General features: G+C 60.8%; 20 protein-coding genes and 1 pseudogene. 2 read left to right on the top strand and 19 right to left on the bottom strand.

Annotation, left to right across the window (positions count from 1 at the left end; all coding sequences use genetic code 11):
• Positions 1-202: 202 nt before the first annotated feature.
• Complete coding sequence (locus BLW69_RS14170) at positions 203-925, top strand: GntR family transcriptional regulator (protein WP_092663442.1); 723 nt, start codon at positions 203-205, stop codon at positions 923-925.
• A gap of 23 nt (positions 926-948) precedes the next feature.
• Here the strand turns inward: BLW69_RS14170 and BLW69_RS14175 are convergent, their stop codons facing one another.
• From BLW69_RS14175 to BLW69_RS23000, 17 genes are all read right to left on the bottom strand, one after another.
• The gene (locus BLW69_RS14175; protein WP_092662812.1) at positions 949-1,947 is read right to left on the bottom strand and encodes a transketolase family protein; all 999 of its coding nucleotides are present in this window, start codon (positions 1,945-1,947) and stop codon (positions 949-951) included.
• Positions 1,944-2,810: a transketolase gene (locus tag BLW69_RS14180; protein ID WP_162759484.1), complete on the bottom strand. Its 867-nt coding sequence runs from the start codon at positions 2,808-2,810 to the stop codon at positions 1,944-1,946. Before BLW69_RS14180 ends, BLW69_RS14175 begins: the two co-directional genes overlap by 4 nt.
• Positions 2,811-2,872: 62 nt before the next feature.
• Positions 2,873-4,540, bottom strand: coding sequence for a N,N-dimethylformamidase beta subunit family domain-containing protein (locus BLW69_RS14185; protein ID WP_092662816.1), 1,668 nt, complete (start codon positions 4,538-4,540; stop codon positions 2,873-2,875).
• Positions 4,541-4,622: 82 nt separating this feature from the next.
• A complete protein-coding gene (locus tag BLW69_RS14190; protein ID WP_092662818.1) occupies positions 4,623-6,869 on the bottom strand; it encodes a N,N-dimethylformamidase beta subunit family domain-containing protein in 2,247 nt (748 codons plus the stop codon).
• Positions 6,859-7,209, bottom strand: a complete 351-nt coding sequence (locus BLW69_RS14195) for a N,N-dimethylformamidase alpha subunit family protein (RefSeq protein ID WP_092662820.1) — start codon at positions 7,207-7,209, stop codon at positions 6,859-6,861. Before BLW69_RS14195 ends, BLW69_RS14190 begins: the two co-directional genes overlap by 11 nt.
• Before the next feature lie 118 nt (positions 7,210-7,327).
• The gene (locus BLW69_RS14200; protein ID WP_092662822.1) at positions 7,328-8,395 is read right to left on the bottom strand and encodes an extracellular solute-binding protein; all 1,068 of its coding nucleotides are present in this window, start codon (positions 8,393-8,395) and stop codon (positions 7,328-7,330) included.
• Between the two features lie 43 nt (positions 8,396-8,438).
• Positions 8,439-9,230, bottom strand: coding sequence for an ABC transporter permease (locus BLW69_RS14205; RefSeq protein WP_092662824.1), 792 nt, complete (start codon positions 9,228-9,230; stop codon positions 8,439-8,441).
• Positions 9,227-10,057 carry an ABC transporter permease gene (locus BLW69_RS14210; protein WP_244508862.1) on the bottom strand — a complete coding sequence of 277 codons (831 nt, stop codon included), beginning with the start codon at positions 10,055-10,057 and terminating at the stop codon, positions 9,227-9,229. Before BLW69_RS14210 ends, BLW69_RS14205 begins: the two co-directional genes overlap by 4 nt.
• A gap of 44 nt (positions 10,058-10,101) precedes the next feature.
• On the bottom strand, positions 10,102-11,205 hold the full coding sequence (locus BLW69_RS14215) for an ABC transporter ATP-binding protein (protein ID WP_092662827.1): 1,104 nt from the start codon (positions 11,203-11,205) through the stop codon (positions 10,102-10,104).
• 133 nt (positions 11,206-11,338) lie between these two features.
• A complete protein-coding gene (locus tag BLW69_RS14220) occupies positions 11,339-12,127 on the bottom strand; it encodes a shikimate dehydrogenase family protein (RefSeq protein WP_092662829.1) in 789 nt (262 codons plus the stop codon).
• 19 nt (positions 12,128-12,146) lie between these two features.
• Positions 12,147-12,794: a class II aldolase/adducin family protein gene (locus BLW69_RS14225; RefSeq protein WP_092662831.1), complete on the bottom strand. Its 648-nt coding sequence runs from the start codon at positions 12,792-12,794 to the stop codon at positions 12,147-12,149.
• Entirely contained in the window at positions 12,791-14,080 is a 1,290-nt protein-coding gene (gene otnK, locus BLW69_RS14230) for a 3-oxo-tetronate kinase (RefSeq protein WP_092662833.1), read from the bottom strand. The genes BLW69_RS14225 and otnK overlap by 4 nt, the downstream gene beginning before the upstream one ends.
• A 58-nt stretch (positions 14,081-14,138) precedes the next feature.
• On the bottom strand, positions 14,139-15,083 hold the full coding sequence (locus BLW69_RS14235) for a DMT family transporter (protein ID WP_162759483.1): 945 nt from the start codon (positions 15,081-15,083) through the stop codon (positions 14,139-14,141).
• Between the two features lie 179 nt (positions 15,084-15,262).
• Entirely contained in the window at positions 15,263-16,975 is a 1,713-nt protein-coding gene (locus BLW69_RS14240) for a YyaL domain-containing protein (protein ID WP_092662837.1), read from the bottom strand.
• A 6-nt stretch (positions 16,976-16,981) separates the two neighbouring features.
• Positions 16,982-18,181, bottom strand: a complete 1,200-nt coding sequence (locus tag BLW69_RS14245; protein WP_092662839.1) for a beta-barrel domain-containing protein — start codon at positions 18,179-18,181, stop codon at positions 16,982-16,984.
• Positions 18,182-18,185: 4 nt separating this feature from the next.
• Positions 18,186-20,393, bottom strand: coding sequence for a type I secretion system permease/ATPase (locus BLW69_RS14250; protein ID WP_092662841.1), 2,208 nt, complete (start codon positions 20,391-20,393; stop codon positions 18,186-18,188).
• A gap of 84 nt (positions 20,394-20,477) precedes the next feature.
• Complete coding sequence (locus tag BLW69_RS23000; RefSeq protein ID WP_244508863.1) at positions 20,478-22,394, bottom strand: Ig-like domain-containing protein; 1,917 nt, start codon at positions 22,392-22,394, stop codon at positions 20,478-20,480.
• Here BLW69_RS23000 and BLW69_RS23005 point away from each other — a divergent pair.
• Positions 22,347-23,258, top strand: coding sequence for a hypothetical protein (locus BLW69_RS23005; RefSeq protein ID WP_244508869.1), 912 nt, complete (start codon positions 22,347-22,349; stop codon positions 23,256-23,258). The two genes, BLW69_RS23000 and BLW69_RS23005, sit on opposite strands and share 48 nt — an antisense overlap.
• A 105-nt stretch (positions 23,259-23,363) precedes the next feature.
• Here the strand turns inward: BLW69_RS23005 and BLW69_RS23010 are convergent.
• A pseudogene (locus BLW69_RS23010) lies at positions 23,364-23,546 on the bottom strand (BapA prefix-like domain-containing protein); the annotation flags it as partial.
• Between the two features lie 313 nt (positions 23,547-23,859).
• The gene (locus BLW69_RS14260; RefSeq protein ID WP_244508864.1) at positions 23,860-25,299 is read right to left on the bottom strand and encodes a TolC family protein; all 1,440 of its coding nucleotides are present in this window, start codon (positions 25,297-25,299) and stop codon (positions 23,860-23,862) included.
• Between the last annotated feature and the right edge of the window lie 208 nt (positions 25,300-25,507).

Below are 25,507 nucleotides of genomic sequence, written 5' to 3' on the forward strand. Positions count from 1 at the left end.
AATAGAGAAATTCGAACGAGTACCCCTGTCTCGTGCAGCCGACGTATCATAACAAATGGTGAGAGAATCGTGGGAGGCAGGGCATCATCTGCACCCAAATCAACGCTCCGACCGCCGAAGCTTGAAACAACCTGCGCCCTCCACGTATATTATATATAGTCCGTGGCTTGGTTGGCATGGTTCGGCTGTGATGGGGAATGAGATGAGTGAATCGGATCGGGCGACAGACGCGATTGGTGTTGGACCAGTCGCACGTGATAGCCTCACCGGACTGGTTTACAACAACCTTCGGCAGGCTTTGATGGAAGGGCGCTTCTGGCCGGGCCATCGCTTTAAGATCCGCGAACTGGCTGCAACGATGAACGTGTCCGAAACGCCAATTCGCGAAGCCCTGATGCAGCTCGTTCGCGCCAGAGCGTTAGAGATGCAGGCTGGCCGTTCAATTGCCGTGTCACACATGACCGCCAAGCAGTATATCGAGCTGCGGACGGTCAGGCTGTTCTTGGAGGGCCTTGCGGCGGAACACGCGACGACGCGTGTATCGGAAGCAGACATCGATCGTATGGAGGCCATCCACGCCGAACTGATTGCCGCGGAGCAGCAGCAGCGGTGGTCGGATGCCGTGCGCGCCAACTGGCAGTTCCATCGCGGCCTGTACGAGGGGTCCGAACTGCCGGAGGTCCTGGCCATACTAGACGATATCTGGATGCGCAACGGTCCGCTCTTGAACTTTCACTACCCGAGCGCTCCCCCGACCTACCCGAACGAGCATCAGCACCTCTCCGTCCTCAAGTACTTGCGGCAGCGTCGTGCGGACAAGGTACGCGAGGCCATTCAGGCAGACATGATGGAGGGTGGCCAAAACCTAGTGCGCCTGCTAGAGAAATCCGGCGGTACCCGATACCTGCCGCCACCCACTCCCTGACTCTGCAAAGTTTGTAGCGCCTGTTATCGCTCCTGCTGCGCTAGGGTCTGCCGCACCGTCGCGGCTAGGGCATTTGCGGATAGTCCATATTTCTCGAAGAGAAATGGCGTGGTGCCGCCTTCCGCAAACGTGTCGCGGACGCCGATCCGGCGGAATTTCGACGACACGTCGTTCTCCATCAGCATCTCCGCCACCGCGCTGCCGAGCCCGCCGATGATCGAGTGATTCTCCGCCGTAACCACGAGCGGCATCCGTCGGGCGAGGTCGATCAAGTCGGGATCGAGCGGCTTGATCGTCGACATGTCGACGATCGTCATTTCGACGCCCTCGCGGCTCAGTTCGTCAGCGGCCGACAGTGCGATGTCGACCATCATGCCGCAGGCGACAATCAGACCCTGTCTGCCCTCGCGCAGCACCCGCATCTTCCCGATGGTGAATTCGGACGCGGTTTCACCGGCTCTTTCCGTCCCGTCGGTGCGCTTTAGCCGAAGGTAGACGGGACCGTCATACTTGGCGATCGCGGCGACCGATGCACGTACTTGGTCCGGGCTGCTCGGTTCGATTACCGTCATGTTCGGCAAAGCGCGCATCAGGGCAATATCGTCGATCGCCTGATGGGATACACCAAGCAGTGTCGTCAATCCGGGAATGACGCCGACGATCTTCACGTTGGCGCGTGGATAGGCGACTTGCATCGCCACCTGGTCGTAGCATCGACGGGTTGCAAAGACGCAAAAGCTGTGAACGAATGGGATTTCGCCGGACCGGGCCAAGCCCCCGGCGATGCCGATCATATTGGCTTCGGCGATGCCGACCTGGTGAAAGCGCTCCGGCAATTGATCCCGAAACAGGTCCGTCTCCGTTGGAAGTGTCAGATCCGCCGTCAGGCATACAATCCGTTCGTCGTCGCGTGCGGCCTGCAATAGCGCTTCGCCGTAGTGTTTCCGTGCAGTTGCCGCAGACGCACCACGCACGTTGAAGTCCAGGACTTCCAGCGATCCGCGATCTTTGCTCTGGCTCATGTGCGCTCCTTTGCGTCAGCAAGTGCGACCAGCGCTTCCTCGGCGACGTCGGCTGGCAGTTTCAGATTGTGTGCGAGGATCCCTTCGAGCGAAGGCACGCCCTTGCCGGCAATCGTTGTGGCCACGAGGCAGGTTGGCCTGTCCCGACCACGGGCTTGATCGAGCGCCGTTAGCAATGCCGGAATATCGTGTCCGTCGATGTTCTCGGATGCCCATCCGAATGCCTTGAACTTCTCGGCAACGGGCTCAACCGATACTACCTTGTCGATGTGACCTTCGACCTGCATGCTATTGTAGTCGATGATCAGACAGAGATTGGAGAGACCGGCGCTGCCAGCGTAGAGGGCAGCCTCCCAGAGCTGGCCCTCCTGCAATTCGCCGTCGCCAAGCACCACATAGATGCGGCTGTCCGACTTCCTGCGCCGTGCTGCCAGCGCCATGCCGATGCCAACCGAAAGGCCTTGTCCGAGCGAACCAAGCGTTGCTTCGATCGCCGTGCCGACCCGCTCCGACGCGTTGACCTCGAATACGGAGCCGTCCTTGCAGTAGTCGCGCACCAGATTTCGGTCGACGAGCCCGCGCGCAGCAAGCGTCGCGTAAAAGATCGCAGTGTTATGCGCCGTCGAGAGAAGAAAGCGGTCGCGATCCGGCCACCGCGGGTCGGTCGGATCGATCCGCATTTCGGCAAAATACAGGACGGCAAAGAGATCGGCTGCACCAAGTCCCTGTTGGACATAGCCCTGGCCCGTGGGCGCCACGAGATTGATCACATCACGCCGGAGTAACCGGGCGATGCGCGCGAGTTCAGCTGCATCACGGATGCGGGCGGCGGGCTGTCGTTCGTGGCTGATGGCACTGTTCATCGATAAGGCGCTCCTAAGCCATCGTTCATTTCTGACATTGTTCCGGCTCCCCGCAGTGCGGTTCAGCGGGCCGTGAACCGGTCGAGGATGTTGCGCGTGATGCGCTGGGTAAAAGGATCGCCGCGTTTCAGGCCCATGACCCATTCGCAGGTGGCGGCGGTCAACACCTCGCCTTTGCCGCGGGTCATATGCACCATCATGCCGGAACCGTACTTGTATTTGGCGAGCCCCTCCGGCGTTACTTCGCCGGTCACGCATTCGACAAGGCCCTCGTGGTCGCTGCCGCGCACATAGTAGCGGAAGCCTTCGCCTTCGGGCTCGTCTTCGGCGAGAACCGCCGGCGACATGGCAAGGATCTCGATCGTGTCGGGTTGGCCCTCGACCTCGACGGGGTAGGGGAGGCCGTGGCGGAACGTGTAGTCCAGCCCGTCCACCTCGTAGGCGAAGATATGCTGCTTGTCGCCGAAGATGTCGGCATAGTGCAGTCCGGTCCCCGCAAATGCCCAGTGGGTCGGTCGGTAAACGGTCATGCCTTTTTGGCCGTTCGGGGCGAAACCACCCCAAGATGCGTACATTCCGTGCGCACCGTTGACGCCTACGGTGGAGGCGCCTGGCCACTTCACGGTGTGGTCTTCCCAGGCGCTGGTGAGCAGGTGCGCCTTGTCCGTGCCGGCGACCGGGTCCTTCTGGCTTGCTTTGAATTTGTGGCAGATCTGGCGTTTGCCATCCTCCTCAAGCCGGATCTGCCAGAGGAAGTTGGCGCCGAAGCGAGCGAGGTGTCCACCGCCTTCGACATAGCGCTCAATCGTCTCGCGCATCTCCCAGGTCCAGTATTCGTCATGACCGATAATTGTGACGCAAGGATAGGCGTCGAGCAGTTCCGGTCGGTAGTGCAGGTCGGTCTGGGTAATCATGTCCAGCTCGAACCCCTCCTTTTCGGCCCAAAGCACGAAGTGACGGTCGTATTGCGCCCAGCCGGCAGCCGCATAATACTGGCCAAAACCGTTGGCGTAGGCCCATTCCTTCATCGCGTATCGCGGAGCGTCGCCCATCTCTGGTGCGGGATCGGCGCAGATGCGCGGGGCGCCCGCTGGCAGCCAGACGATGCCGCGCGTCCATGGCCGTTCCAGCGACAGGACGGGCGAAGGTTCATCCCGCTGCTCGCCTTCGACACCGAAATAGTGGTTGGCGCCACCGAAGTCGTTGTAGGATGTCCAGGTTCCGGTCGGCAGGACCATCAGGATCTTGGCGCGGCGGGTTTTTTCTGTGGGGCGCACCACGAAAAAGTGGTGCTGCACGAACTTGATGCCGTTTGGCCTCTCGCAGGTCGAGACGACCCGGTAGAAACCAGACTTCAGGTCTGCCGGAAGCGTCCACTGATGGCTGATCGGCCAGTTGCAGCCATTGCGGTAGGCGTCCTTGGGTGTTGGCGCGAACACACCGTCGATCGCCTCGACCTCGTGCACCGTCTCCGGGTGCAATCCGTCACGATAGATCTGCATGCGCCATGTCCTGGCGGTCGAGGTCGAATGGAAGGTGACCTCATCGCCCGGATCGTAGGAGATTGCGTCGGTGTAGGTATAGACCTCGGGAATATCGGGATCTTCGCGCGGCGCCTCGTACCATGGCTGGCTGTTCCAGTGATCGTCGGCGTACATCGGCCGCACCTTGCGGGGCGCAACATTCATGGTGCCGAGTTCAGGCGATTGGAATTCCGGTCTGTCTGCCATGGTGATGGTCTCTTGCGATATTTGCGGCCGATGCCGCCAGGTTCGAAAGGCCGCACTGGCATGTGCGGCCCGGCATTTCCGCCTATGCCAAACTCGGCAGGACGAACGGTTCCGGGTCGAGGAACCGCTTCACGACGTTGAGCGTGATGGCGCTGATATTGTTGTCGTAGTTGTTGTAGCCCAGCGACATGCCGAACGTGATCGAGCCCGAAGCGAAGACCGCCCCGCCATTGGCTGTCTCGAAGAACACCATGTCGGCGCGGACAAGTGCGTTCTGGGTGCCGTCGAGCCCGTCGACCATGGTTCGGAACTCCTCCGGTGTCGGAAGCGCGCCGGCGCCGAGACCTTCGGAGGTTGCAAGCAGCAGCGCGTGGCGCGGCGTTCCGAGCTCGTAGTCGAGACGGTCGATCTCGCTGCCGACGGCGCCGCCATAGCGGAAGCCGAAATCGCCAAATTTTTCGTGTCTGCCGGTGCCTTTGAAGATGAAGGCCGCTCTTTCATCCTCGCTGTCGGGCATGCGCACATAGTAGGTGCAGGTGTCGTTGATCATGGCCGAGAAGCCCGTGCCGACCAGTTTTTGTGGCGCAAAGCCGCTGTGCCGCCAGAGTGCACCCGGTTCGCCGGTACCGGCCAGATGCACTTCGCCCGGCTCGGACTCCCAGGTGCGCGTACCCGCCATGCCGCGGCGCACTTCGAGCGCCGCCGGAGCTGCCGGATGAAAGCCGCAGCGCCAGTAGAAGGCATTGCCGCCCATCGAGACGTGGCGACCGCCGGCATTCTGGTACTCCATGATGCCGTTCATCATATTGAACGAGTAGTATTCGGCGTGCGTCGGCGTCATCATCGCCCGGTAGGGTTTGAGCGCCCGGGCACCCTCGCGGTCCAGCTCGACATCGGTGATGATGTCGTAGGCGATGCCCTTCTCCTCGAGCCAGTCGAGAATATGGGTGTCGTTGATCAGGTTGAACCAGTAGCCGCGTGGCCGCATGCTGAGAACCGGGCGGAGCCAGGACGAGAAGGCGCGGCCGGATCCATCAACATGGCTGTCATAGGTAGACTGGCCGATCTGCGGATGCTCCTGCATGTAGACATCGTCCAGCGGCAGCCACAGCACGTGCTCCATCAGCGTCTCGAAATGCACCTGATAAAGACGGAGCGCGCTGTTGGCATAGGCCAGATAGGTGGCAACCGAGAGCACCACCACGAGGTCGGCCCGCTTCGTCTTCTTGCCGGGTGTCACGAAGAACGTCACATAGCTCTCGCAGTCCGGCTCCGGTTCGTCGCCAGCCGGCGTGAGCCGGAGCGCATATACGCCGGTGCGCCATTCCGCCGGTACGTTGAGCGAGAACGTCGTCTGCCACTCGCAGTCGTAGATGTCGTCGCTGTGGAAATGGGTGGCGGCGTATTCGCGCGGCGCAAGCCGGAAGTCATGAACCGCACCGGACCAGAAGAAGCCCGTGACGCCGCGGCGGGGCAACTGGTGCAGACGCCCGTGCAGGCAGTTGGCGGAAAGATCCTTCACGTCGAGCGAGGTGATACCGTCGCCGAAATCCCAGGAGGCGACGAGACCGGAAGCGGCAGTGCCGGTACGCGGCTGGCAGTCGTAGACCCGCAGCGCTTCCGCATCCAGCGCCAGCGACACGACCCGTGGCGCCTCGATCTTGCCGTCGAAGTGGGCAGTGTAACGCTTCGCGCCGTCCAGATGATGCGCTGCGATCAGAAAATCCAGGCCGCTGTCGAATGCCCACATGTCGGAAAGGTCGAAAGTCTCGGCGTGGGCAACAGCCGGACGCGTGCCGTCAGCAGGCACGATCAGCGACAGCGTTGCAGTCTTCTTTGCGAAGTCGAGAGTTGCGGAGATGAAGGACCAGACACGCTCGCGCGCCTTGACGTCGAGGGTCAGGCTAAGGCTTCCGATGCGCAGAACGGGATGGCCCTCGACATCGAGTTCGAGCGCATATCCCTCGGCTGTGCTTTCGCACCAGCTGCCCATGATACCGCGGGCGTTGTCGGCGATACGGGTCGGATAAATGTAGCAGCCGAAAGACCATGCGTCGCCGCTCGGAACAAGTGCGCCACCGTGATGTATCACCGCGCAAGAGCCGGGGCGAATTTCTTGGTCAAGGCAGGTATGGACGCCATCGATGGTGCTGTTCATCAGGTCGTACTTGAAACCCGGTCCGTTGACGTCGACGTCACCGCAGCGAAGGCGCATGACTTCGACCTTAACGGCGTCTCGCTTGCTCGACAGCTGGAACTTGACGGTTTCTCCAGCCGGAACGCTGATGCGGTCGGGGTAGCCGAGATACTCGTTGGTCTTATAGATCACCTTGATACTCCGGGGGTAATGTTGCACCCGTCATGGCCTGCCAGCGGATTTTGAAGACATGCCATTCCGCCTCGGCCAGCGAGGTGAAGATGCGCTCGTCGACGAAAGGCATCGGATCGCCGCGCCGCTCGGGAATGCGCGACAGGCGCCAGGCCTTCCCGGCCTCCAGCACGACCAGCACGAGACGACCCTGGGCTTTGCCCCAGCGCATCTTGGCCAGCATCTTGCGAAGTTCGGCCCCATGCACGCCAAGCGGGCTTTCACGGAACTCCTCCACGAGATCGAGCCGTTGCGGGTCGATGACATAGCGCAGCGCGTTCGGGTCACTGGTGTGATCCATGGAAATCGTCCTGTCGTTGCAGTCGTATGTATTTGCTTATCGGCATTTTGGGCCTTCCCCCCCAACAGAACGGGGAGAAGGCGATGAGGAGCAGTTGTGACTGACCGTTTTATAGCAATTAGCGGGTCAGCCAGGCTGTCCAGCGCTGACGCAGTTCGTCGCGATGGGCGCCGATCCATTCGAAGTCGGGTTTCACCAGCTTCTCGTAGTTCTCCGGCGACGTCGCGAAGAGCTTGGCTTCCTCCGGCTTCAGCTGGTCGTAGACCGTCTTGCTGCCGGTCGCGTAGTTCACGTCACGCATGAAAGGCACATGCGCTTCGGAATTGGCATAGAAGTAGTCGAGATAGGCGAGCGCGGCATTCTTGTCGGGCGCACCCTTGAGGATCGCCATATAGCCTGTGTCGCGGATAGCTCCGTCCCAGGACATGGCAACCGGCGCGCCTTCCTTGACCACTGCCAGCGCGCGGCCGGAGTAGCTCATGGTCATCACGACTTCCTTGTTGCGCATGATCTGCTGCACCTGGTCGCCAGTCTTCCACCAGACCGCGACATGCGGCCTGATTTCATCGAGCTTTTTATACGCGCGTTCAAGATCGAGCGGGAAGAGTTCGGTCTGTTTCACTCCGTCTGCCAGAAGTGCGGCGACCGGAACCCACCAGTCGCGATCGCCGGTGTCAGGCAGGCCGCGCGGGCCGGGAAAATCCTTGACGTTCCAGAAATCTGCCCAGGTCTTCGGCGCCTTGTCCTTGAACACGTCGGTATTGTAGTTGATCAGCATGCCACCGGTGGTCCGGGCGACGCCGTAGGGCGTGCAAGCATCCGCAACGCCGAATTTCTGCACGCTGGGAAGCTGGCTACAGTCAATCTCCTCGAGCATGTTGGTGCGCGCGACGAGATCGGGGCCGGTGGCAGTGACGATATCGAATTCGACGTTTCCTGTGCGCGTCATCGCTTCCGCACGCGCCCACTGGTCGGGAACCTCGATGGCGACGGGCACCACTTCGACGTCCTTGGCCTCGGCGAACGGTTCGTAGAAATACTTGGCAAGCGAATTGCCCATCAGGCCGCCTGTCGTGGCGATGACCAGCTGCTCCTCCAGTTCCTGCGCGACGGCGGGCGTCGTGGCGGCTATTCCTGCGGCGATTGTGATCGCTGCGGTGGTCCATTTCCAGTTCTGTATCGGCATGATGGTTCTCCTCTTGTTTTTCAGTTTTACGCGTGGTTCCCAGTCAGTTTTTGGCTCGCGACCTCATGAGGAAGGCGACGGCGAGTATTATTATGGAGAGGACGATCAGCAGCGTGGCGATCGCCGGAATGATGGGGGTCAGGTTTTGCTCGATGTCTTCGAACATCCGTCGCGGAAGGGTTTTGTAGCGGACACCGGACAGGAAGAAGGAAACGACCGGTTCATCGAAGGAGATGATGAAGGCAAACAGCGCGCCGCTCACCACGTTCGGCAGAATGAGGGGAAGCGTAATCAAACGGAAAGCGTTGAAACGGCTCGCACCGCAGCTCATCGCCGCCGCTTCCAGGTTCGCATCCACCTTCCCAAGTGCAGAGGCGGTTGTGAACACGACGAAGGGAAGCGCCAGGATGGTGTGGGCAAGCACAAAGCCGGGAACCGTCCCGGACAGCCCGATCGACTGGAAGAACAGGTAGAGACCGACCGCCAGCGCGATGTGCGGGACAATGATCGGGCCGATCAGCAGGATCTGGAAGAGCGTCGCGAGACTGCTCCTTCCGCGGACCATGGCGTACGTCGCCGCGGTGCCGATGACCGACGCCGAGATGGCGGTCAGGAAGGCGACCTGCACGCTGAGCCAGGTCGCGTTGCGCCATTGGCGGCTGCTGAAATACTCCTCATACCATTTGAGGGTGAAACCGCGCGGCGGGAACTCCAGGTAATCGCTTGTGCCGAAGGACATCGGGATGACGATGACCAGCGGAATGATGATGAACGCGAGAACGGCGTAGACATATGCGCCGAGAGCCAGCGAGCCTTTGTCGACGGGCGGCTTCATGATTGCGCTCCCATCAGGCGGTCGAACCGAAGGGTTTTGCTGAAGATGATCGCCAGCAGAGTAACGAACAGCGTCAAGACACCGACGAGCGCCGAAGCGAAGGGCCAGTCCAGGACCTCACGAATTTGCTGCGAGACGAGAGTCGCAATCATAAGTTCCTGCGGCGAGCCGAGCAGCGCCGGCGTGATGAAGAAGCCGAGTGCCGTCAGGAATACCAGCAGCGAGCCGCTTGCGATGCCCGGCAGGCTAAGCGGCAGGATCACTTCCCGAAACGCCGCAAAACGGGAGGCGCCGAGGACTGCCGCGGCACGGAGATAGTCGTCCGGAATTGCGCGAAGAGATCCGAAGATCGGCAGGATCATGAATGGCAGCAGCACATGGGTCATCGCGACGACGACCGCCCCTTGCGTATAGAGCAGTTTCAGCGGTTCGGACGTGATGCCGATTGCGAGGAGGCCGGAGTTTATCAGGCCTTCCCGCTGGAACAGGAAGGACCATGCAGCGGTGCGCACCAGCACGCTCGACCACAGGGGAAGGATGACGCAGGCGCCCACCAGGGCCGCTGCTGTCCTGCCAGCGCGGCTCATGAAGTAGGCGACTGGAAAACCGAGAAGCACCGCAAGTCCGGTTACCAGCACAGCCGTCCAGACTGTGCGCATCAGCACCCGAGCATAGACAGGATTGGTGACGACCCGCGCATAATTGTCGAGCGTCGGGGTAGGCTCCATAACGCTGATATAAAGAAGCTGTGCGATCGGATAGAGGAACACGAAGGCGATAATGGCGAAGAATGGCGACAGCAGTAGAAGGGTTGCCAGTCCGCTCAAGCGCCGGCCGTCGGAATGCCAGAACTGGGATCGGGTGTGGCTGGTCACTTCGCGCCTCCGGCATAAAGCAGGATGGCCTCTTTCGGTACGCCGAAGGTCGCTGTCGCACCCCGGGTCAGTGCAGCAAGAGCCGAAGCACCGGGAAGACGTGCCCGGATTTCCGAGCCGTCGGGCAGCTTGCCGATCAGAAGCAGGGCCGATCCCGCGTAGACGACGTCCGAAAGGGTCGCCTGCAACGTGTAGTCGGATCCTGCCGTCCCAAGATGCAGGCGCTCGGGCCGGAAGCCGAGGACAGCTTTCTGGCCGGCTTTCATGGTGTCGACCGCAGCACTCGCCGGAACGGTCCAGCGCTCGCCTGATGGCAGGAGCACCGTCATCGTGTCGCCGATGCTTTCCACCGTGACGTTGATGAAGTTCATCTCGCCGATAAATCCGGCGGTGAAGAGATTGGCTGGACGCTCGTAAAGCTCGCGCGACGGGCCGATCTGCTGGATCTTGCCGTCTTTCAGCACCGCGACCCGGTCTGCCATGGTCAGCGCTTCGCTCTGGTCGTGGGTGACAAAGATCACGGTAATGCCGAGCTCGGCATGCAGGCGCTTGATCTCGAGCTGCATATCTTCGCGAAGGTTCTTGTCGAGGGCGCTCAAAGGCTCGTCCATCAGCAGGACGCGGGGTCGATAGACGATAGCCCGCGCCAGCGCGATGCGCTGCTGCTGCCCACCCGACAACTGGTTGGGGAAGCGCTTCCCGTACCCGGCGAGGCGTACGGTGGCGAGTGCTTCTTCAGCCTTTGCGTGTCGCTCGGCTTTCGCCATGCCGCGCATCTTCAGAGGGAACGCCACGTTGTCCAAAATGGACATGTGCGGAAACAGCGTGTAGTTCTGAAACACCATTCCCAGATTGCGCTTGTTGGCGGGGAGATAGGTGAGGTCTTCCTCATCGACGACGATGTTTCCGCTCGTCGGAAACTCGAAGCCCGCTACGCTCATCAGGATTGTCGTCTTGCCGGAGCCGCTCGGCCCGAGCAGCGCCAGAAATTCGCCGGCGGCGATGTCTATATCCACGCCGTCGACCGCGACAACACTCCCGAAGCGCTTTTCCAGCCGGCTGATGCGAATGGATGCGCCTGCCGCCGGTTCTCTGTTCATTGCTATCGTCACTGAAGCCTGTTCCCATTTTTTATTGTTTGGCTTGGCTTAGACCGGAAGGACCCTCCAGATTGCAGTCGATCCCGTCTTTGTACGTGTCGAACTCCCCTATGATATTTGATATATCGGAATGCTACCGCTTAATGAACGTTGCGACAAGGGCCATTTGCGCGTCGAGCATGGCTTTTCCGCCGATGGTAACGGTTCCACGCGCTCTGGCGGCATCCATCAATCGTGTTACCGGCGGATTGACGATGATGTCGTAGACAACCGTAGAACTGGTAATGTTGCTGATATCGACCGGCATCGCATCGGCAGCCTTCATTCCGAGCGGGGTCGTGTTGACGATCAGATCAAACGCTTCGGCGGCGGCCGGCCCGGCCGACACCTGTGTTGCCGGAAAGAGGGCTTGAACCGCAACGGCGAGTGCGTGGCCCCGGGCTTGGTCTCGATTGGAGATCCGCAGTTCGGCGGCTCCAGCCTGTGCGACCGCGAGTGCCGTCGCGCGTCCTGCACCGCCCGCGCCCAGTTGCAGGACGCGCTTGCCGGCGGCTGAAAATCCGTGGGCGCTGAGGCCTGCGAGGAAGCCGGGCGCATCCAGGTTGTCCCCCACCAGCCTTCCGTCCTGACACCGCCGTACGAAGTTGACGGCGCCAATCATCCCGGCCCGATCGGTGACGTCGTCGAGAAGCTGCATGATGGCCACCTTGTGCGGAATGGTGACACCGAAACCGACGACATTGCCCATGAGGCGGATCGCATTGACAACGGTCCCAAGGTCCTGCGGGAGAACGGCGAGAGGCGATGTCGCCACATCCTCACCGATCCCTGAGAAGTAGGCATTCAGCACGGCGCTGGCGCGGACATGGTCTACGGGATCTGCCAGCACGAACATGATCTTCGAATGACCAGTGATCTCCATGGAGCTTTTCCCCCTATGATCAGCCGGGCAACCGGCTGCGGCCGTAGCCCTTGTAGCGTTCCAGAACCCGCTCGATCTCGTCGTCGGGAATGATGGCCGGCTCACCGGCCTGGCGAGCCAGAATGTACTGGCGGGCCAGCGTTTCGAGCTTCACAGTCAGGTCCAGGGCCTGTTGCAGGGATGTTCCGGCAACGATCATACCGTGATTGGCGAGCAGGCAGGCCTTGCGGTTCTTCAGCGCCGCGACGGCGCCGTCCGCCAGCGCCTTCGTGCCGAAGGTGGCATAGGGCGCGCACGGAACGTCCGTACCGCCGAAGCTGGCGATCATGTAGTGGAAGGCGGGGATTGGTCTTGCGAGGCAGGAGAGCGCCACGCAGCAGTCGGCGTGGGTGTGGATGATGGCCTGGACATGCGGATAGGCGTGCAGGATCGCCTGATGCATGTGCCATTCGCTGGAGGGAAGGCCGTCGCCGATCGTGTCGCCGTTGCGATCCAGTCGAACCAGCCGCTCGGGCGTCATGTTGGCGCTGTTGCCGCCGGTCGGTGTGACCAGCATGTCTTCGCCAAGCCGGCAGCTGACATTGCCGCTCGATCCGTGATTGAAGCCCTTGAATTCGAGCGTCGCGACGACGTCAAGCATCGTCTTGCGTAGGTCCATCTCGTTCATGCGTTCTCCTCCGGGTTCTGCATCGAGGCCAGCGCCCGGGTGAACAGGTCGACCGGGCCGAGTTTTCCGGACTTCAAGCAAAGCGCGACCGGATCATCGCCGTTAGTGACCGCCGTGCCGACGCCCGGTCCGCCATAGGGACCGACATTCAGGCCGCGGATGCCGAGGCGCTCGACGACGGACCCGGACGTTTCTCCACCGGCGACGACGAACCGCCGCACGCCGGCGCCATGGAAGGCGACGGCAAGGTCGCCGACGATCTTTTCGCCAAGCGCCGCAGCGCCATCCCTGCCGTACCGCGCCTGCGCAGCGGCAACGGCCTCTGGCGCGGCGGATGTCGACAGTCCGACTGGGCCGGTCTCGAGTTTTGGCAGCGCCCAACGGAGGGCTGCATCGACCGCGGACTCGGCGCTGTCGATGTCAGTTAGATCGATCCGCAGGACGGGATGCGACCGCTCGAAGTCGGCGAGCTGTTCGAGTGTCCGTTCGGCGCAACTGCCAGACAGCACGACACCCTTGCCTGACACAGGCTGAAGGCTGCGCGTATGCGGTTCGCCGGTCAGGAGACCTCTCTGTCGCCACAGCGCCGGATAGTGCTGGACGATTGTGGCATTGCCGGTCATTAGAGGCCAGTCGCAGGTCAGTTCGGCGATGGCGTCGAGATCACGATCGTAGATCGTATCGGTAATGAAATAGCGGATGCCCTCTGCTGCTTGGTCGGCGACGGCCAGCCGGAGCGTCGTGCCGCCCTGACTGACGGCGGGGTGGGCAAGTAGCCCGACTCGGGTCTTCGTCTGCCGCTGCAGCACGCGGACGAGGTCCGGATCGGTCATTGGTGTCAGTGGATCGTGCCGCTTGGGGGATTCCGAAATCAGTTGGCTGCCGAGAAACAGGTGCCCGTTGTAGACTGTACGCTTCAGTGCCGGCGAGGCAGGACAGAAGGCGGCATAGGGCGCGCCGGTGGTCGCCATCAGGATGTCAGCCACGGGGCCGATATTTCCGTCATCGGTCGAGTCGAACGTTGCGCAATACTTGAAGAAGATTTGGCGTGTGGCGCGCGCAAGCAATGCTCGGGCCGCTCTTTCGGTTCTTGCAACGGCTTGTGCCGCCGGAATGACGCGGGTTTTCTGCGCAACGACGATAGCGTCGACATCGCCGATTGTATCCACAGCCTCAGGATCGGTCACAAATGCGCAGTCGACGCCGTGCGCGACAAGCATTGCGGCAGTTTCCATTCCACCTGTGAGATCGTCGGCCACGACCCCGAACACCGGCTTGCCCATCATGTCTGCACGACCATCCCTGTTGCGCTTCAGATAGACGATACATGATATATCAAATATTTTATTTGGGAATGGGTGGCGGATAATTTTCCGCGGCATCGTGCCCGAGGTCGGCGTTGTCAACGGTTGCAGCCTTACCGATCGGACCGCTGGTGCCACGCATTTTCTCGCGCAACACCGTCAAGAGGCCAGCGAAAATTATGATCGAGATACCGACAAGCGCAACGGCATCGGGAAATTCGTCGAAGATCAATGCGCCGAAGACCACAGCCCACGCCAGCTGCGAGTAGTGCATTGGCGCGATCTGGGTAGCGTTCCCGTGGCGCGTGGCCGACACGAAGGCCCATTGACCAAGGCCGTAAGACATGCCGGCAAGCGCCAGCAGGGCGCATTCCTTCAATGTCGGCACGATGGCGCCGTGGATGAGCATAACCCCCGCGTTGACTAGGAGAAGGTAGGCGATGAGTGTTCCCAGAACACTCGTTGTCTTAACCTTGCCGTTAACGCGCCGAAGAATGATGACCGCCGTGCCAGTGCCGAGGCCGGTGAATATCGCGGCAAGATGGCCGCCCTCGAATGCCTCGTGGCCCGGCTTCACGACAAGGAGAACGCCGATGAAGCCGATGATAACGGCTGACCAGCGCCACATCCCCACATGCTCCTTCAGCACCAGTGCCGACATGATGGTCACGAACAGGGGCGCCATGAACACCAGCGCGTAGGCCTGCGCCAGCGGGATCGCGGTGAAAGCGTAGACACCTGTAAGACTGGCGACAACGCCGCAGATCGCGCGGCCGTGCACGGCAAGAGGATGGGCGGTGCGCCAGAAGTCGCGCCATCGTTCGCCGGGATGGCGGGTGAAGAGAACGGCCAGAGCTGCGAAGACGTTGACGATGAATGCCATCTGGAAGACCGACAAATGGCCGCCGCCGGCGGCCTTTACACTAGCGTCAGTGATGGAGAAGGCCGCGTAGGCAAGGAGTGCATGGATGTTGACACGTCTCAAGACAATTCGATCCCATGGCATAGAGCATGGAAAATATATCATATTTCCACGCCTAGGGTCGCAGTTTCTGAGGATCCTTTATCTTGATCTGTTCGAGCTTCCCCAATGGTCATTCTTGATATGGTAAAATGTTACCGCGACTGACCGATCGTTACGCCACTCGCCCTTGCTGAGCCCTACTATGAACCGGCTCCTTCTTGCCGAGAGACCAGCGATTTGAACGCCTCTTTCTCGTTCAGATACGCGCGATAGGCGATCAGCCCGGACAGATAGTGTTCCACATCGTCGATCCTTACGCGAAACGCGTGGTGGCGGATGTAGAACGAACCCATGATCCGCCTTGGGTTGCGCATGAACATCGCCACCTCCGGGTAGAAATGACCGTTCAGCAGGTAATGAGCGCGTTTTTCGAGCGCTACCTCGAACGCTGCAAGGTCGATCTCGCCGAGGAGCGGAACCAGATCCGGGTGGTCAGCAATCCGCGACAGCGCCTGCCGGGTTGCCATCATCAGTTCCAGCAGTGTCGGAAAGGTGGTGATGCGATTGGCGACAAAATCGAGATAGGTGCTGACATTTTCGACGCAGAAGCGGAAATAGCGTTCCTCCGGCCGAAACAGCGTCAGTTCGTTGGCGCAATAACCCAGCCAGTGGTCGTGATATTGCGTGTAGTTCCGGCGCAGGAAATGCTCGAAAGCCTTTTCAACCGCGCCGAGCCAGCGGATATCGCGGGTGAGCGCATAAAGGCGCATCAGCGCGAAGGCGGCCTCGCCGTCGTAATAGACAGTGCGGAACTCGGCCTTGGTGGAAAGGTCCGGGTAAAGCAGGACGTGGCGGAATTCACCGGTCTTTGCGTCCTGCATATGAACGATACCGGTGGCGAGCTTATCCATCAGCGGCAGATATCGATTATCGCTCATGACACTTGTATATTTCGCGAGCGCCAGGAGGAAGACGGCATTGCCGCCGAGCTTTATCTCCGAACCGACGTCGATCAGAAAGGCGGCCTCGGCCCCATCAGGCAGTCTTGCGATCCGGGTAAGATGACCGGTTAGCTGCCCGAGCGAGCGCTCTATTGCCGCTCTCGTCTTGCTATCCCTCGTTACCTCGTAAGCTTCGATCATTGCATACGTCGTGCTTGCATGGCGCAGGACATTGTAGGTGCGGATCTCGCGGTCGAAGCACGGGTGATAGCCGTAGACGAACGCGCCGTCCGGCTTGACCTGAGACGCAAGATAGCTGGATGAGGAGTCGATCAGGCGATCGAGCATGGCACGATCAAGCGGATGACCTTCGCGCTGACCAATTCCCGCACCTTCGCCGCAAAGACGGTGGTGTCGGCCTTCCTCATCGAGAAAAAAACCCCTCGTTGTAAACGCCCAGAGCGCTCTCGCCTCGGCAAAATCCGTTTCGAACGCTTTTCCAAATCGTGTCTTCGCATAGAGCGCGAAGTTTCGTTCGTTTAGAACGCAGTGCTCGACCTTGTTGCCACCATAAAGCATGGCGTTGGCGTTCAGTTCGTTGTCCAGGAACGCGGTTTCGAATTGATTGTCCAGCGACAGTCCGAGCCGGAAGTAGTTTCTCTTGGTGCGACCAAGCTGTTTGTGGAGGGTCTCGACCGTGATCTTCTCGATCCGCACCGGCCAGTCGATCCGCAACAGACGGCCGTCGAGCCTCTGGCTGTCCAGGAGGTCGCCGGCGGCGCTTAAAGCTTTTTGCCAGACTGCGTCAAAACTGTCGGCGCCGACCGTTGCAACGGACGCTCGTCTGTCTCCGTCGCTGATCGAGACAAACAGCACATAAGCCGGATGCGGTGCGTCGAGTGGTTGGATGACCTGCCGAACAGGGTCTCGAAGGCGATCCAGTCGCGCAAGGCCGAAAGTTTCTGCGGGCATGGTCACCTATCGCTCGCGCAGCGCTTCACGCGCCTTGTTGAAGGGTTTGATCAAGTAGTCCAGCACACTCTTGCTGCCCGTGTTGACATCGACGGTTGCCACCATGCCCGGAACGATCGGCAGGCGCGTCCCTTGCGCGGTCACCAGCGCATCTGTGGTGGTCTGTACGAACACACGGTAATAGAACGTGTTGGGATCGACCTCGTCGCGCATCGTATCGGGGGAAATCGCAGTTACCCGTCCCTCCAGCCCGCCATAGACGGCGTAGTCATAGGCGCTGATCTTGACGCTGGCGCGCTGATCGGGGTGAATGAAGGCGATATCGCGTGGCGATATACGCGCTTCTATCAGCAACTCGTCGTCGAGCGGGATGATATCCATCAGCTTGCCGTTTGGCGGCACGACGCCACCGATCGTCGACACCTCGATATTCTTGACGATGCCCCGAACCGGTGAGCGATGCGTCAGGCGCTGCAGGCTGTCGGACCGTCCCTTGATGGTCGAGGACAGCGATGTGATGTCGGAATTTGCCTTGGCGAGTTCCTCGCGGGCGCTGAGGTTCTGCTTGGCGGCGATATCGACCTTCTTCATTTCAAGATCGACCAGTTCCCGCTTCAGCCGGATGATCTCGACATTGCTGGCGGCGCCGATCTTGGCAAGCGACTCGCTCATTTCCAGCTCGCGTTTGGCCAGCACGATCGCTTGTTCCATCCATTCCAGAGACTGTTCAAGGCTTGTCGTCCGCGCCTCGAATTGCTGGGTTTCCGAACGGATGAGGTCCGGATAGGCATTCAGCTCGGTCGGAAAGGTCAAAGCTGTCCGGTTGATCTCGGCCGTCAGGCGTGCGGCGGCCGCAAGCGAGGCACGGTATTTGGCCGATGATTCACCGACATCCGATTCGGTGATCGTCGGATCCAGCTGCGCCAGAAGCTGGCCGGTTTCTACAATCTGGTTTTCGCGAACAAAGAGCTCCGAAACGATGCCCCCCTCAAGCGACTGGACGACCTGTTCGCGCCTGATCGGAACGACACGACCCGCGCCGGTGGAGACCTCTTCAAGCATGGCGAAATAAGCCCAAACCGTCGCGATTGTCAGGAGGATCATGGCCAAAAGAATGACGGTCTTTGCCTTTGACAGCTGGACATCGTCCTCGTCACCGAAAGCCCACCCGTAGTCCGAAGCCTTGTCGCTCGAGATCTCTGCCATGTCTTCAAATCCCGCCAGACGTGTTGTGAACAGGAACCAGTTTGGGTGGCACTGTTTTTTCTGGGGCGAGCGGCTTTATGCCCTTCAGCGTCGTCATCGCATCTGCCTTTGCCTCGTCGAGCACCAGCTGACCCTTGTCGAACACCATCACCCTGTCGACCAGTTCCAGAACCCGCATGCGATGGGTTGCGATGACAACCGTCTTGTCGCGCGACCAGGTCTGGAAGCGCGCTATGAACAACCGCTCCGTCGCCTCGTCCATGGCGGCTGTCGGCTCATCGAGCAGGACGACATTGGGATCGCGCACCAGCAGGCGGGCGAGGAGGAGCGCCTGCAGCTGCCCGCCGGACAGCCCGTTGCCGCCCTCCTGCAACGGGTAGTCCAGTCCCTTCGGCAGAGCGCGGATAAATTCGTCGGCACCGACGATCGAGAGCGCGTCGAGGATTGCGGACTGGGAGGCGTTGGAGGCACCGAGCGTAACGTTCTCCCTCAGGGTCCCGTGGAACAGGCGGGAATTCTGGGTCAGCAGCCCCACGTCACGGCGCAGATCCGACGGATCGATATGCCTCAGCGCAATATTGTCGAGCATGACTTCGCCGGAACTCGGTTCGATCATCCCGGATAGCGCCTGCAGAAAAGTTGATTTCCCTGCACCGTTCTTGCCCAGTACGGCAATCTTGTCGCCGGCGGCGATCTTGAGGCTTCTCAGCACCAGAGCGGGTTTACTGGCAGGCTCCGCGTGGTGGAACGCGGTCGATCGAAATTCGTAGGTTCCGGCAATGGCGGAGATGGATATGCGTGTCTCGGCGACCGGATGGTCGACGGGCATCTGCATGATCGCGTCAAGGCTCTTCAGCCCGATTTTTGCCTGCTGGACACGGCTGAGAACCTGGGTGAGCTGCGCCATCGGCGCCATCATCCTGGAACCGAGAATGGAGCAGGCAACAAGCGCACCCGTTGTCATGTCCCCAGCCATGACGATCGGTGCGCCGAAGAATACGATGAACGCGTAAACGCTCGTCTGAACGCTGTGGCTCCAGCCGGTCAGAGACGACGTCAGAACGCGCATCTTCAGTTGGGCATCGGCATTGACCGCGTTGTAGTTATTCCACTTCTGCTGGAAGCGCTCCTCCGCCTGCAGCATCTTGATGTCTTCGATGCCCTGAATGCTCTCTACCAGGATCGCGTTGCGGAGTGATGCCTCGCGCATTGCAGCGCTGGCGCTCTGGTGCAGTCTTCGTTGTGATAGAATTCCGGGCAGGACAAGCAGCACGAGTGCGACCGCCGGAATGACGACCAGCATCCCGCCCACGAACCAGAAGATGACCAGAAACAGGAAGAAGAACGGCAGGTCCGCGACTGCGGCAACGGTGGTCGAGGTGAACACCTCGCGGACCTGCTCAAGATCCCGCAACTGAGCAATGAATGTTCCGGTCGATCTTGGGCGGACGCTGTTTTTCACACGCAGCGCGTGGCCGAAGATCAGATCGGACAGTCGCAGATCACAGCGCTTGCCGAGGATATCGATGATCGAACCTCTGATCTTGCGAACGACAAAGTCGAACAGCACGGCGAGCATGACGCCTGCAAACAGCACATAAAGCGTGCTCATGGAGTTGGCGGGGACAACGCGGTCATAGACCTGCATCGAAAAGATGACGCCGGCGAGCGACAGCGCGTTGGCGATCAGGGATGCGACCAGAACGTAGCCATAGGGGCGCAGGTCACCGAGCGCGAACCGTCTGAACCAGCTTTCGTCATGCGGGGCGATATAGGTGTCCACCCTCGAGTCAGGTGTGGAGCGTGCCGGCCTGGGAATGGCCGCAAGCGTTGCCTCGGCACACAGCACATCGATCGCCAGCGTCGTTTTCAGACCGTTGTCGCCTGCAAAGACGACGGCGCCATTGCGTTGCGCATCGATGGCGACAACCGTTGCAACCGACCCGTCCTTGAGCTGCACGATGACGGGAAGCCTCCAGCTGGTCATCATGTCCAGACTGGGTTGAGCCAGCTTCACACGAAGCCCGAATTTTTGCGCGAGCCGCTGGACGTATTTCGCCTGGTCTTCCAGCGAATAAGCCGCCGCAGCCTTGCGGGCCGCTTCGATCGAGAAGCCCAGTCCGTAAATCCGGGCAACCTGCTCAAACACTTCGATCCAGTCGTCCGCCTGGTTCTGCTGCACGACGTCGAACTGAGGTGTTGCTTGGGTCAATGCCGTGCCTTTCAAGCGTCTGCAAACGACGGGCGAGCGGGTGTCGTGCCGCTGCCGCAGAACCGGCAGCAGCACGACTGAGGGCTAGATCACTGAGGTACCGGCATGGTGCAGAGCGTCGTCGTCGAGCAGGCTGCCCACAGTTCCCCCCAGCAAGCCGCCATGCAGCACACTGTCTGAGGCCGAACCGTCCAGCAGCTCCACGGTCGTGTCCTCCAAGACCGTGGGGACGATGTTGCCGGCAAACTCGGGCAGGTCGGCAACACCGTCGGCTCCGGCGAGCCCGCCGATATCAAGGTCACCGTCCACGACAAGGCCCTGGTCTCCGCTCAGAAGTTCGTGGAGGCCAACGTCGATCGGCAGTGCGCTGACGCTCCCGAGATCGATGAACTCACCGAGATCGGTGCTCACACCATCCAGCGAGATGACGTCTGTCAGATCGCCGAAACGGCCATGGTTTCCGGTATCGAGATCCAGGAGGTCGACGTCTGCGAACGCGGACGTCAGCATGCTCGGCTGCAAAGCTTCAGAGCCTGTATCGGCCGCCATCATCATCGACGTTCCGGCGACGGGCTCTGCCTGGTCGATGAGGATCGTCAACTCTGCTTCAACGACCTCTCCATTGGGATGAACGAGACGGTAGGTGAAGCTGTCGGTCATTCCATCGAGGCCGAGTGTGTCGTTCGGCTCATAGGAATAGCTGCCATCGGCAGAGACTCTGAGCGTGCCGTGATCACCCACGATGACGGTACCTGCGGCGGCCGGATCGACAAACACTGTCCCATTGGACACCTGGAAGTTGGTGAAGTTGGAGCCGAGCGTATCACCGTCCAGAACGTTGCCGACTGCCGCGACTACGCCATCGGAAATGACCGTTCCGAGGTCACTCGTCGACGTGGCGAGCTGCACGTCGATGTTGCCACCGATGTTCACGCCATCCTGCGATACCGTAACTCGGTAGTTGCCCGCTTCCAGGTCCTGCAGTTCCAGGCCTGTGGAGCCGCCAAGCAAACCGGCAAGCTCGGCCAGATTGGCACCTGTGCTGGTTTCGACGACCGTCCAACTGAGGTCAGCCTGCTGCATTTCGACGGTGATCGTCGTTGTCCCGAGGAGACCCAGGAGCTGGTCTGTGTCCGCGCCGATCTGAACCGTTGCCAAGGATCCGGCGGCCACCGTGAACGTTCCCGTTTCACTTCCCCCAAACAGTCCCAACGAGACATCGAGGAAGTCGGCGTTCACGGCCTCCGTCACCGGGTGAGTGGTCACGACGGTCGCCGCCCCAGCGTCGTCCGTGGCGACAATTCCAAGGCTCGCATCCGCCGTTGGATCAATCGTCGAGAAGGTGAGGTTTTGTCCCTCGCTGTCGATCTGGACATGCAGTTCCGCAGTCGAAGTCGCCTGGGTTTGCGGATCGAAGATCGTGTATTCGAAGGAGTCTACCCGTCCGATGCCGGCTGCATCGGGGTTCGGGGTGTAGGTGTAGCTGCCATCCTGGCCGATGACCAGTGTACCGTGATCTCCCTGGATGGTCGCGCCTGCAGCGGTCACCGGTGTGGCATTGATGCTCTGAATGATGGTGCCGGGATTGACCGCGTCGATTTCGCCGCCGACACCTGCGTCGGTAATGACGTTGCCGCTGGCCGCAACTACGGCGATGGCGCCGATACTGGTTGTGTCGGTATCCGTCCCGGTGATCGTCAGCTCGCTTCCGAGGCCCGCACCCAGCAAGCCGTCATAGGCGATAAAGGCGCGGTACTGGCCCGGTCCAAGATCCTCCAGGCTCACTGTCGGTGCACCATCCAGCAACTGCAGGTCCAGCAGTGTGGCATTGCCGGTGCCGGTGCCTGTGACGTTGGTCCACTGGACACCGTCAAATCGTTGGATGACCACCTGATAATCGGACAGAACGCCGAGACTGAGGCCCTCGTCGAGTTCAAAACGTGCATCGAGCGTATGGCCCTCCTCGACGTTGAAATCGATCGTTTCGACGTTCGGAAGCACCTGGAGATCCAAGCCACCAAGGCTGACGGCAACGCCGTAAGTCTGGGTACCTATATCAACGTTGGTCACCACGGGGGAAAGGTTGATCGACGCGACGGCGGTATTGTCGTAGGCGGTTGTGTCTGCATCCGCGTCAGCATCTGCATCCGCATCCGCATCCGCGTCTGCATCGGCATCCGCATCGGCGTCGGCATCCGCATCGGCGTCGGCATCCGCGTCTGCATCGGCATCCGCATCGGCGTCGGCATCCGCGTCTGCATCGGCATCCGCATCCGCGTCGGCATCTGCGTCAGCATCAGCGTCTGCATCCGCGTCTGCATCGGCATCCGCATCCGCGTCGGCATCCGCGTCTGCATCGGCATCCGCATCCGCGTCGGCATCTGCGTCAGCATCAGCATCTGCATCCGCGTCGGCATCTGCGTCAGCATCTGCATCCGCGTCGGCATCTGCATCCGCATCGGCATCTGCGTCAGCATCGGCATCTGCGTCAGCATCGGCATCCGCGTCTGCGTCAGCATCCGCGTCTGCGTCAGCATCCGCGTCCGCATCCGCATCCGCGTCGGCATCCGCATCGGCATCCGCATCCGCATCCGCGTCGGCGTCTGCATCTGCATCCGCATCCGCGTCGGCATCCGCATCGGCATCGGCGTCAGCATCTGCATCGGCGTCGGCGTCGGCGTCGGCATCCGCGTCTGCATCTGCGTCCGAGTCATCGTTGTCGTCGCCACCGCCGCCGCCTCCGGAAGCGAGAGCTATTCCTCCAGCTCCAAGCGCGCCGAGTGCAGCAAGGCCGAGAATGGATGCATCGCCCCCACCTTCAGCGCCACCCACCAACTGGTCGCCGCCGGCCGACTCGGTGAATGAGAAATCGGCTTCTCCGACGGTGTGGTTGCCATCCCAGACGACCCCGTTCTCATCCACCAGGACCAGCTTGCTTGATGCTTCACCAGGGCCGCTGGCGTAGAAATCGGCAACTCGGATCGCCTCACCGTTCTGCAGGCGGATGACGAGATCGTCGCCCTGACGGATGGTCGCAGCAATGTCTTTCGGGCCGACCTCAAGCTGAATAACACTTGGTTCACGGACAGAGATGTTTCCCGATGCGACGGTAATGCTTTCACCACTTGCGATATTCGTTACAACGGCAACCATGGATACATCCTCTTAAGGCCGTGAGCGTCACAGCGAAACCGAACGGACTTGGCGGATGGGCAGCGAGATGCGATGACACGGACCGTCAAAGGTCTGCGCCGGGCAAAATGTTGAATACCGAACTGGCTGGTCCGGCAGTGTCTCGATTGCTGTCAATCCTACCAAGAAACTCTGGGATAAGACTTGCTCAATTTTAGAACGTTATCAATTAGCGATAACTAATTCTCGCATCGGACGGTTGATGCAGTGTTAATGCCGGTCAGCGTATTTGCGTTTATGAAAGGCGGACAGAACCGAATTTGACCCCTGCGGGCTAGAGAGCGCCGCGCAAAGCAAGCTCTTCGAACCGGTTTCGCTTGTCCTTAACGTCCGCGCCGATACTGGAGGCTTGAAGCGAAACGGCAAGCGCCTCGCTTAGCTCGGTCTCAACGTCTGCTCCGCGTTCGGCATTCTCTGCGGCAGCTGGTCCTGCCTCTATCGGCAGTGCTTGTCGCGCAGGCATCGCGACCGCCATTTCGATTGGCGTCTCCGACTTGGATGCGCCGCCGTTCACGACGGTCGCGGCCGTGCCCGGCTTCTTTTCGAGCTTGAAGATGTCCCGCAAGCGCCCCGCTGCGGAGGCACACTCGATATTCAGCTTATGGACATCGAACTGGATGTTGATTGCGTCGAAACGTGCGGCATGTAGCTCCTGATCGGCATTCAAGACATCGAGGAGAGTCCGCGTTCCCAGGTCGAGGAACTGCCTCTGATAAAGATCTCGGGTTTCGCGCATCAGCGTCTGTCGCGAGGCGAGTGTCGTGAGCAAAGCGCGCATTCCAGACAGCTGCGTGCGCGATTCCATCCAGCTCCGCTGCGCGCCTGTCCTGGCATTGGCGATGCCGGCCTCAGCGGACTGAACCGCGAACTGGCCAGCTTCGCTCCGGGCCTTATAAGAGCCGCCATTGTAAAGCTTGCCGGTCAGTTTCAGACCGATCGTATAGTCCGGGCTGCCTGGTGAATTTCCGAGCAGATCCATGCTGCTACCGCCTTCAAGCGCCAGGGTGGGCAGGACATCGGCCTTGCTGAACCGCAGATTGGCCTCGGCGGCCGTCTTCTTCGATGCCGCCGCTCGGACGCTCGGCACCGTATCCCAATCGGGCTCTTTCGCAGAGCAGGCATTGGGGAGGTCTGCGGGAATACTCGCTCCGAGATTGATCTTCCCGGACATACCCAACAGCGACGCCATGCTGCCCTGCCAGCGCTCCGACTGAGACCTGATCTCCAGTGCCGTGGTCTGGGCCATCTTTACCCGCGCTTCGGCCTGAAGCTTGTCCGATCTCGTGCTGGCTCCCTGTTCCGTTCGCGCGTTGACGAGCTCGAGTATTTCCTTTGTGTCGCGCACCTGATCGGACGCGACAACCGCCAGACTGCGGTTTCTCAGGGTTTCGAGGGACGCAAGCGCGGTGTCCCTGATCACGTTGTCGACCACGGCAATGAACTCGGCGCGCCGGGTTTCCTCTGTCGCCGTGGCACTGGCGACCTGACTGGAGACTTTCCCGAAGTCGTAGATCATCTGCGACGCCGTCACGGTGGCGGCCGGCTGAAAACCGTTCCCGAAAGCGCTGCGCCTGCCGACATCGATCCCGCCCCCGATCGACGGAAAATATCCCGATCGTGCATCCCGGATCGCCGCGCCTTGCTGGTTGAGTTCGCCCGCCGCCTGCATGATCGATGGCTGATAGTCGACCGCCCGCCGGACGGCCGCCTGCATGGTCAAATTCGTGTTCCGGTCCTTCACTGCGGGCCGAGAGCTCGGGACTGATGCGGTCGCGATACTGTCGACCGATGCCGTCCGCGCCCGCGTCTGCGTCTGCGCGCAAGACGCAACGCTGAAGGCGAGCGGCACAAATATCGCCGTCCGGACAACACGGGAAAGCATGCTCATCATATCCCCCAAGCCCGCAGGTCCAGACGGACCT

Origin of the sequence: Rhizobium sp. NFR12 (assembly GCF_900108545.1) — a bacterium.
Classification (GTDB): domain Bacteria; phylum Pseudomonadota; class Alphaproteobacteria; order Rhizobiales; family Rhizobiaceae; genus Neorhizobium; species Neorhizobium soli.

Bases quoted from the DNA above. Each gene is read 5' to 3' on its own strand.
- BLW69_RS14170 (WP_092663442.1), top strand. From the start codon at position 203: ATGAGTGAATCGGATCGGGCGACAGACGCGATTGGTGTTGGACCAGTC.
- BLW69_RS14175 (WP_092662812.1), bottom strand. From the start codon at position 1,947: ATGAGCCAGAGCAAAGATCGCGGATCGCTGGAAGTCCTGGACTTCAAC.
- BLW69_RS14180 (WP_162759484.1), bottom strand. From the start codon at position 2,810: ATGAACAGTGCCATCAGCCACGAACGACAGCCCGCCGCCCGCATCCGT.
- BLW69_RS14185 (WP_092662816.1), bottom strand. From the start codon at position 4,540: ATGGCAGACAGACCGGAATTCCAATCGCCTGAACTCGGCACCATGAAT.
- BLW69_RS14195 (WP_092662820.1), bottom strand. From the start codon at position 7,209: ATGGATCACACCAGTGACCCGAACGCGCTGCGCTATGTCATCGACCCG.
- BLW69_RS14200 (WP_092662822.1), bottom strand. From the start codon at position 8,395: ATGCCGATACAGAACTGGAAATGGACCACCGCAGCGATCACAATCGCC.
- BLW69_RS14205 (WP_092662824.1), bottom strand. From the start codon at position 9,230: ATGAAGCCGCCCGTCGACAAAGGCTCGCTGGCTCTCGGCGCATATGTC.
- BLW69_RS14215 (WP_092662827.1), bottom strand. From the start codon at position 11,205: ATGAACAGAGAACCGGCGGCAGGCGCATCCATTCGCATCAGCCGGCTG.
- BLW69_RS14220 (WP_092662829.1), bottom strand. From the start codon at position 12,127: ATGGAGATCACTGGTCATTCGAAGATCATGTTCGTGCTGGCAGATCCC.
- BLW69_RS14225 (WP_092662831.1), bottom strand. From the start codon at position 12,794: ATGAACGAGATGGACCTACGCAAGACGATGCTTGACGTCGTCGCGACG.
- otnK (WP_092662833.1), bottom strand. From the start codon at position 14,080: ATGATGGGCAAGCCGGTGTTCGGGGTCGTGGCCGACGATCTCACAGGT.
- BLW69_RS14240 (WP_092662837.1), bottom strand. From the start codon at position 16,975: ATGCCCGCAGAAACTTTCGGCCTTGCGCGACTGGATCGCCTTCGAGAC.
- BLW69_RS14245 (WP_092662839.1), bottom strand. From the start codon at position 18,181: ATGGCAGAGATCTCGAGCGACAAGGCTTCGGACTACGGGTGGGCTTTC.
- BLW69_RS23005 (WP_244508869.1), top strand. From the start codon at position 22,347: ATGGCCCTCCTCGACGTTGAAATCGATCGTTTCGACGTTCGGAAGCAC.
- BLW69_RS14260 (WP_244508864.1), bottom strand. From the start codon at position 25,299: ATGCAGGCGGCCGTCCGGCGGGCGGTCGACTATCAGCCATCGATCATG.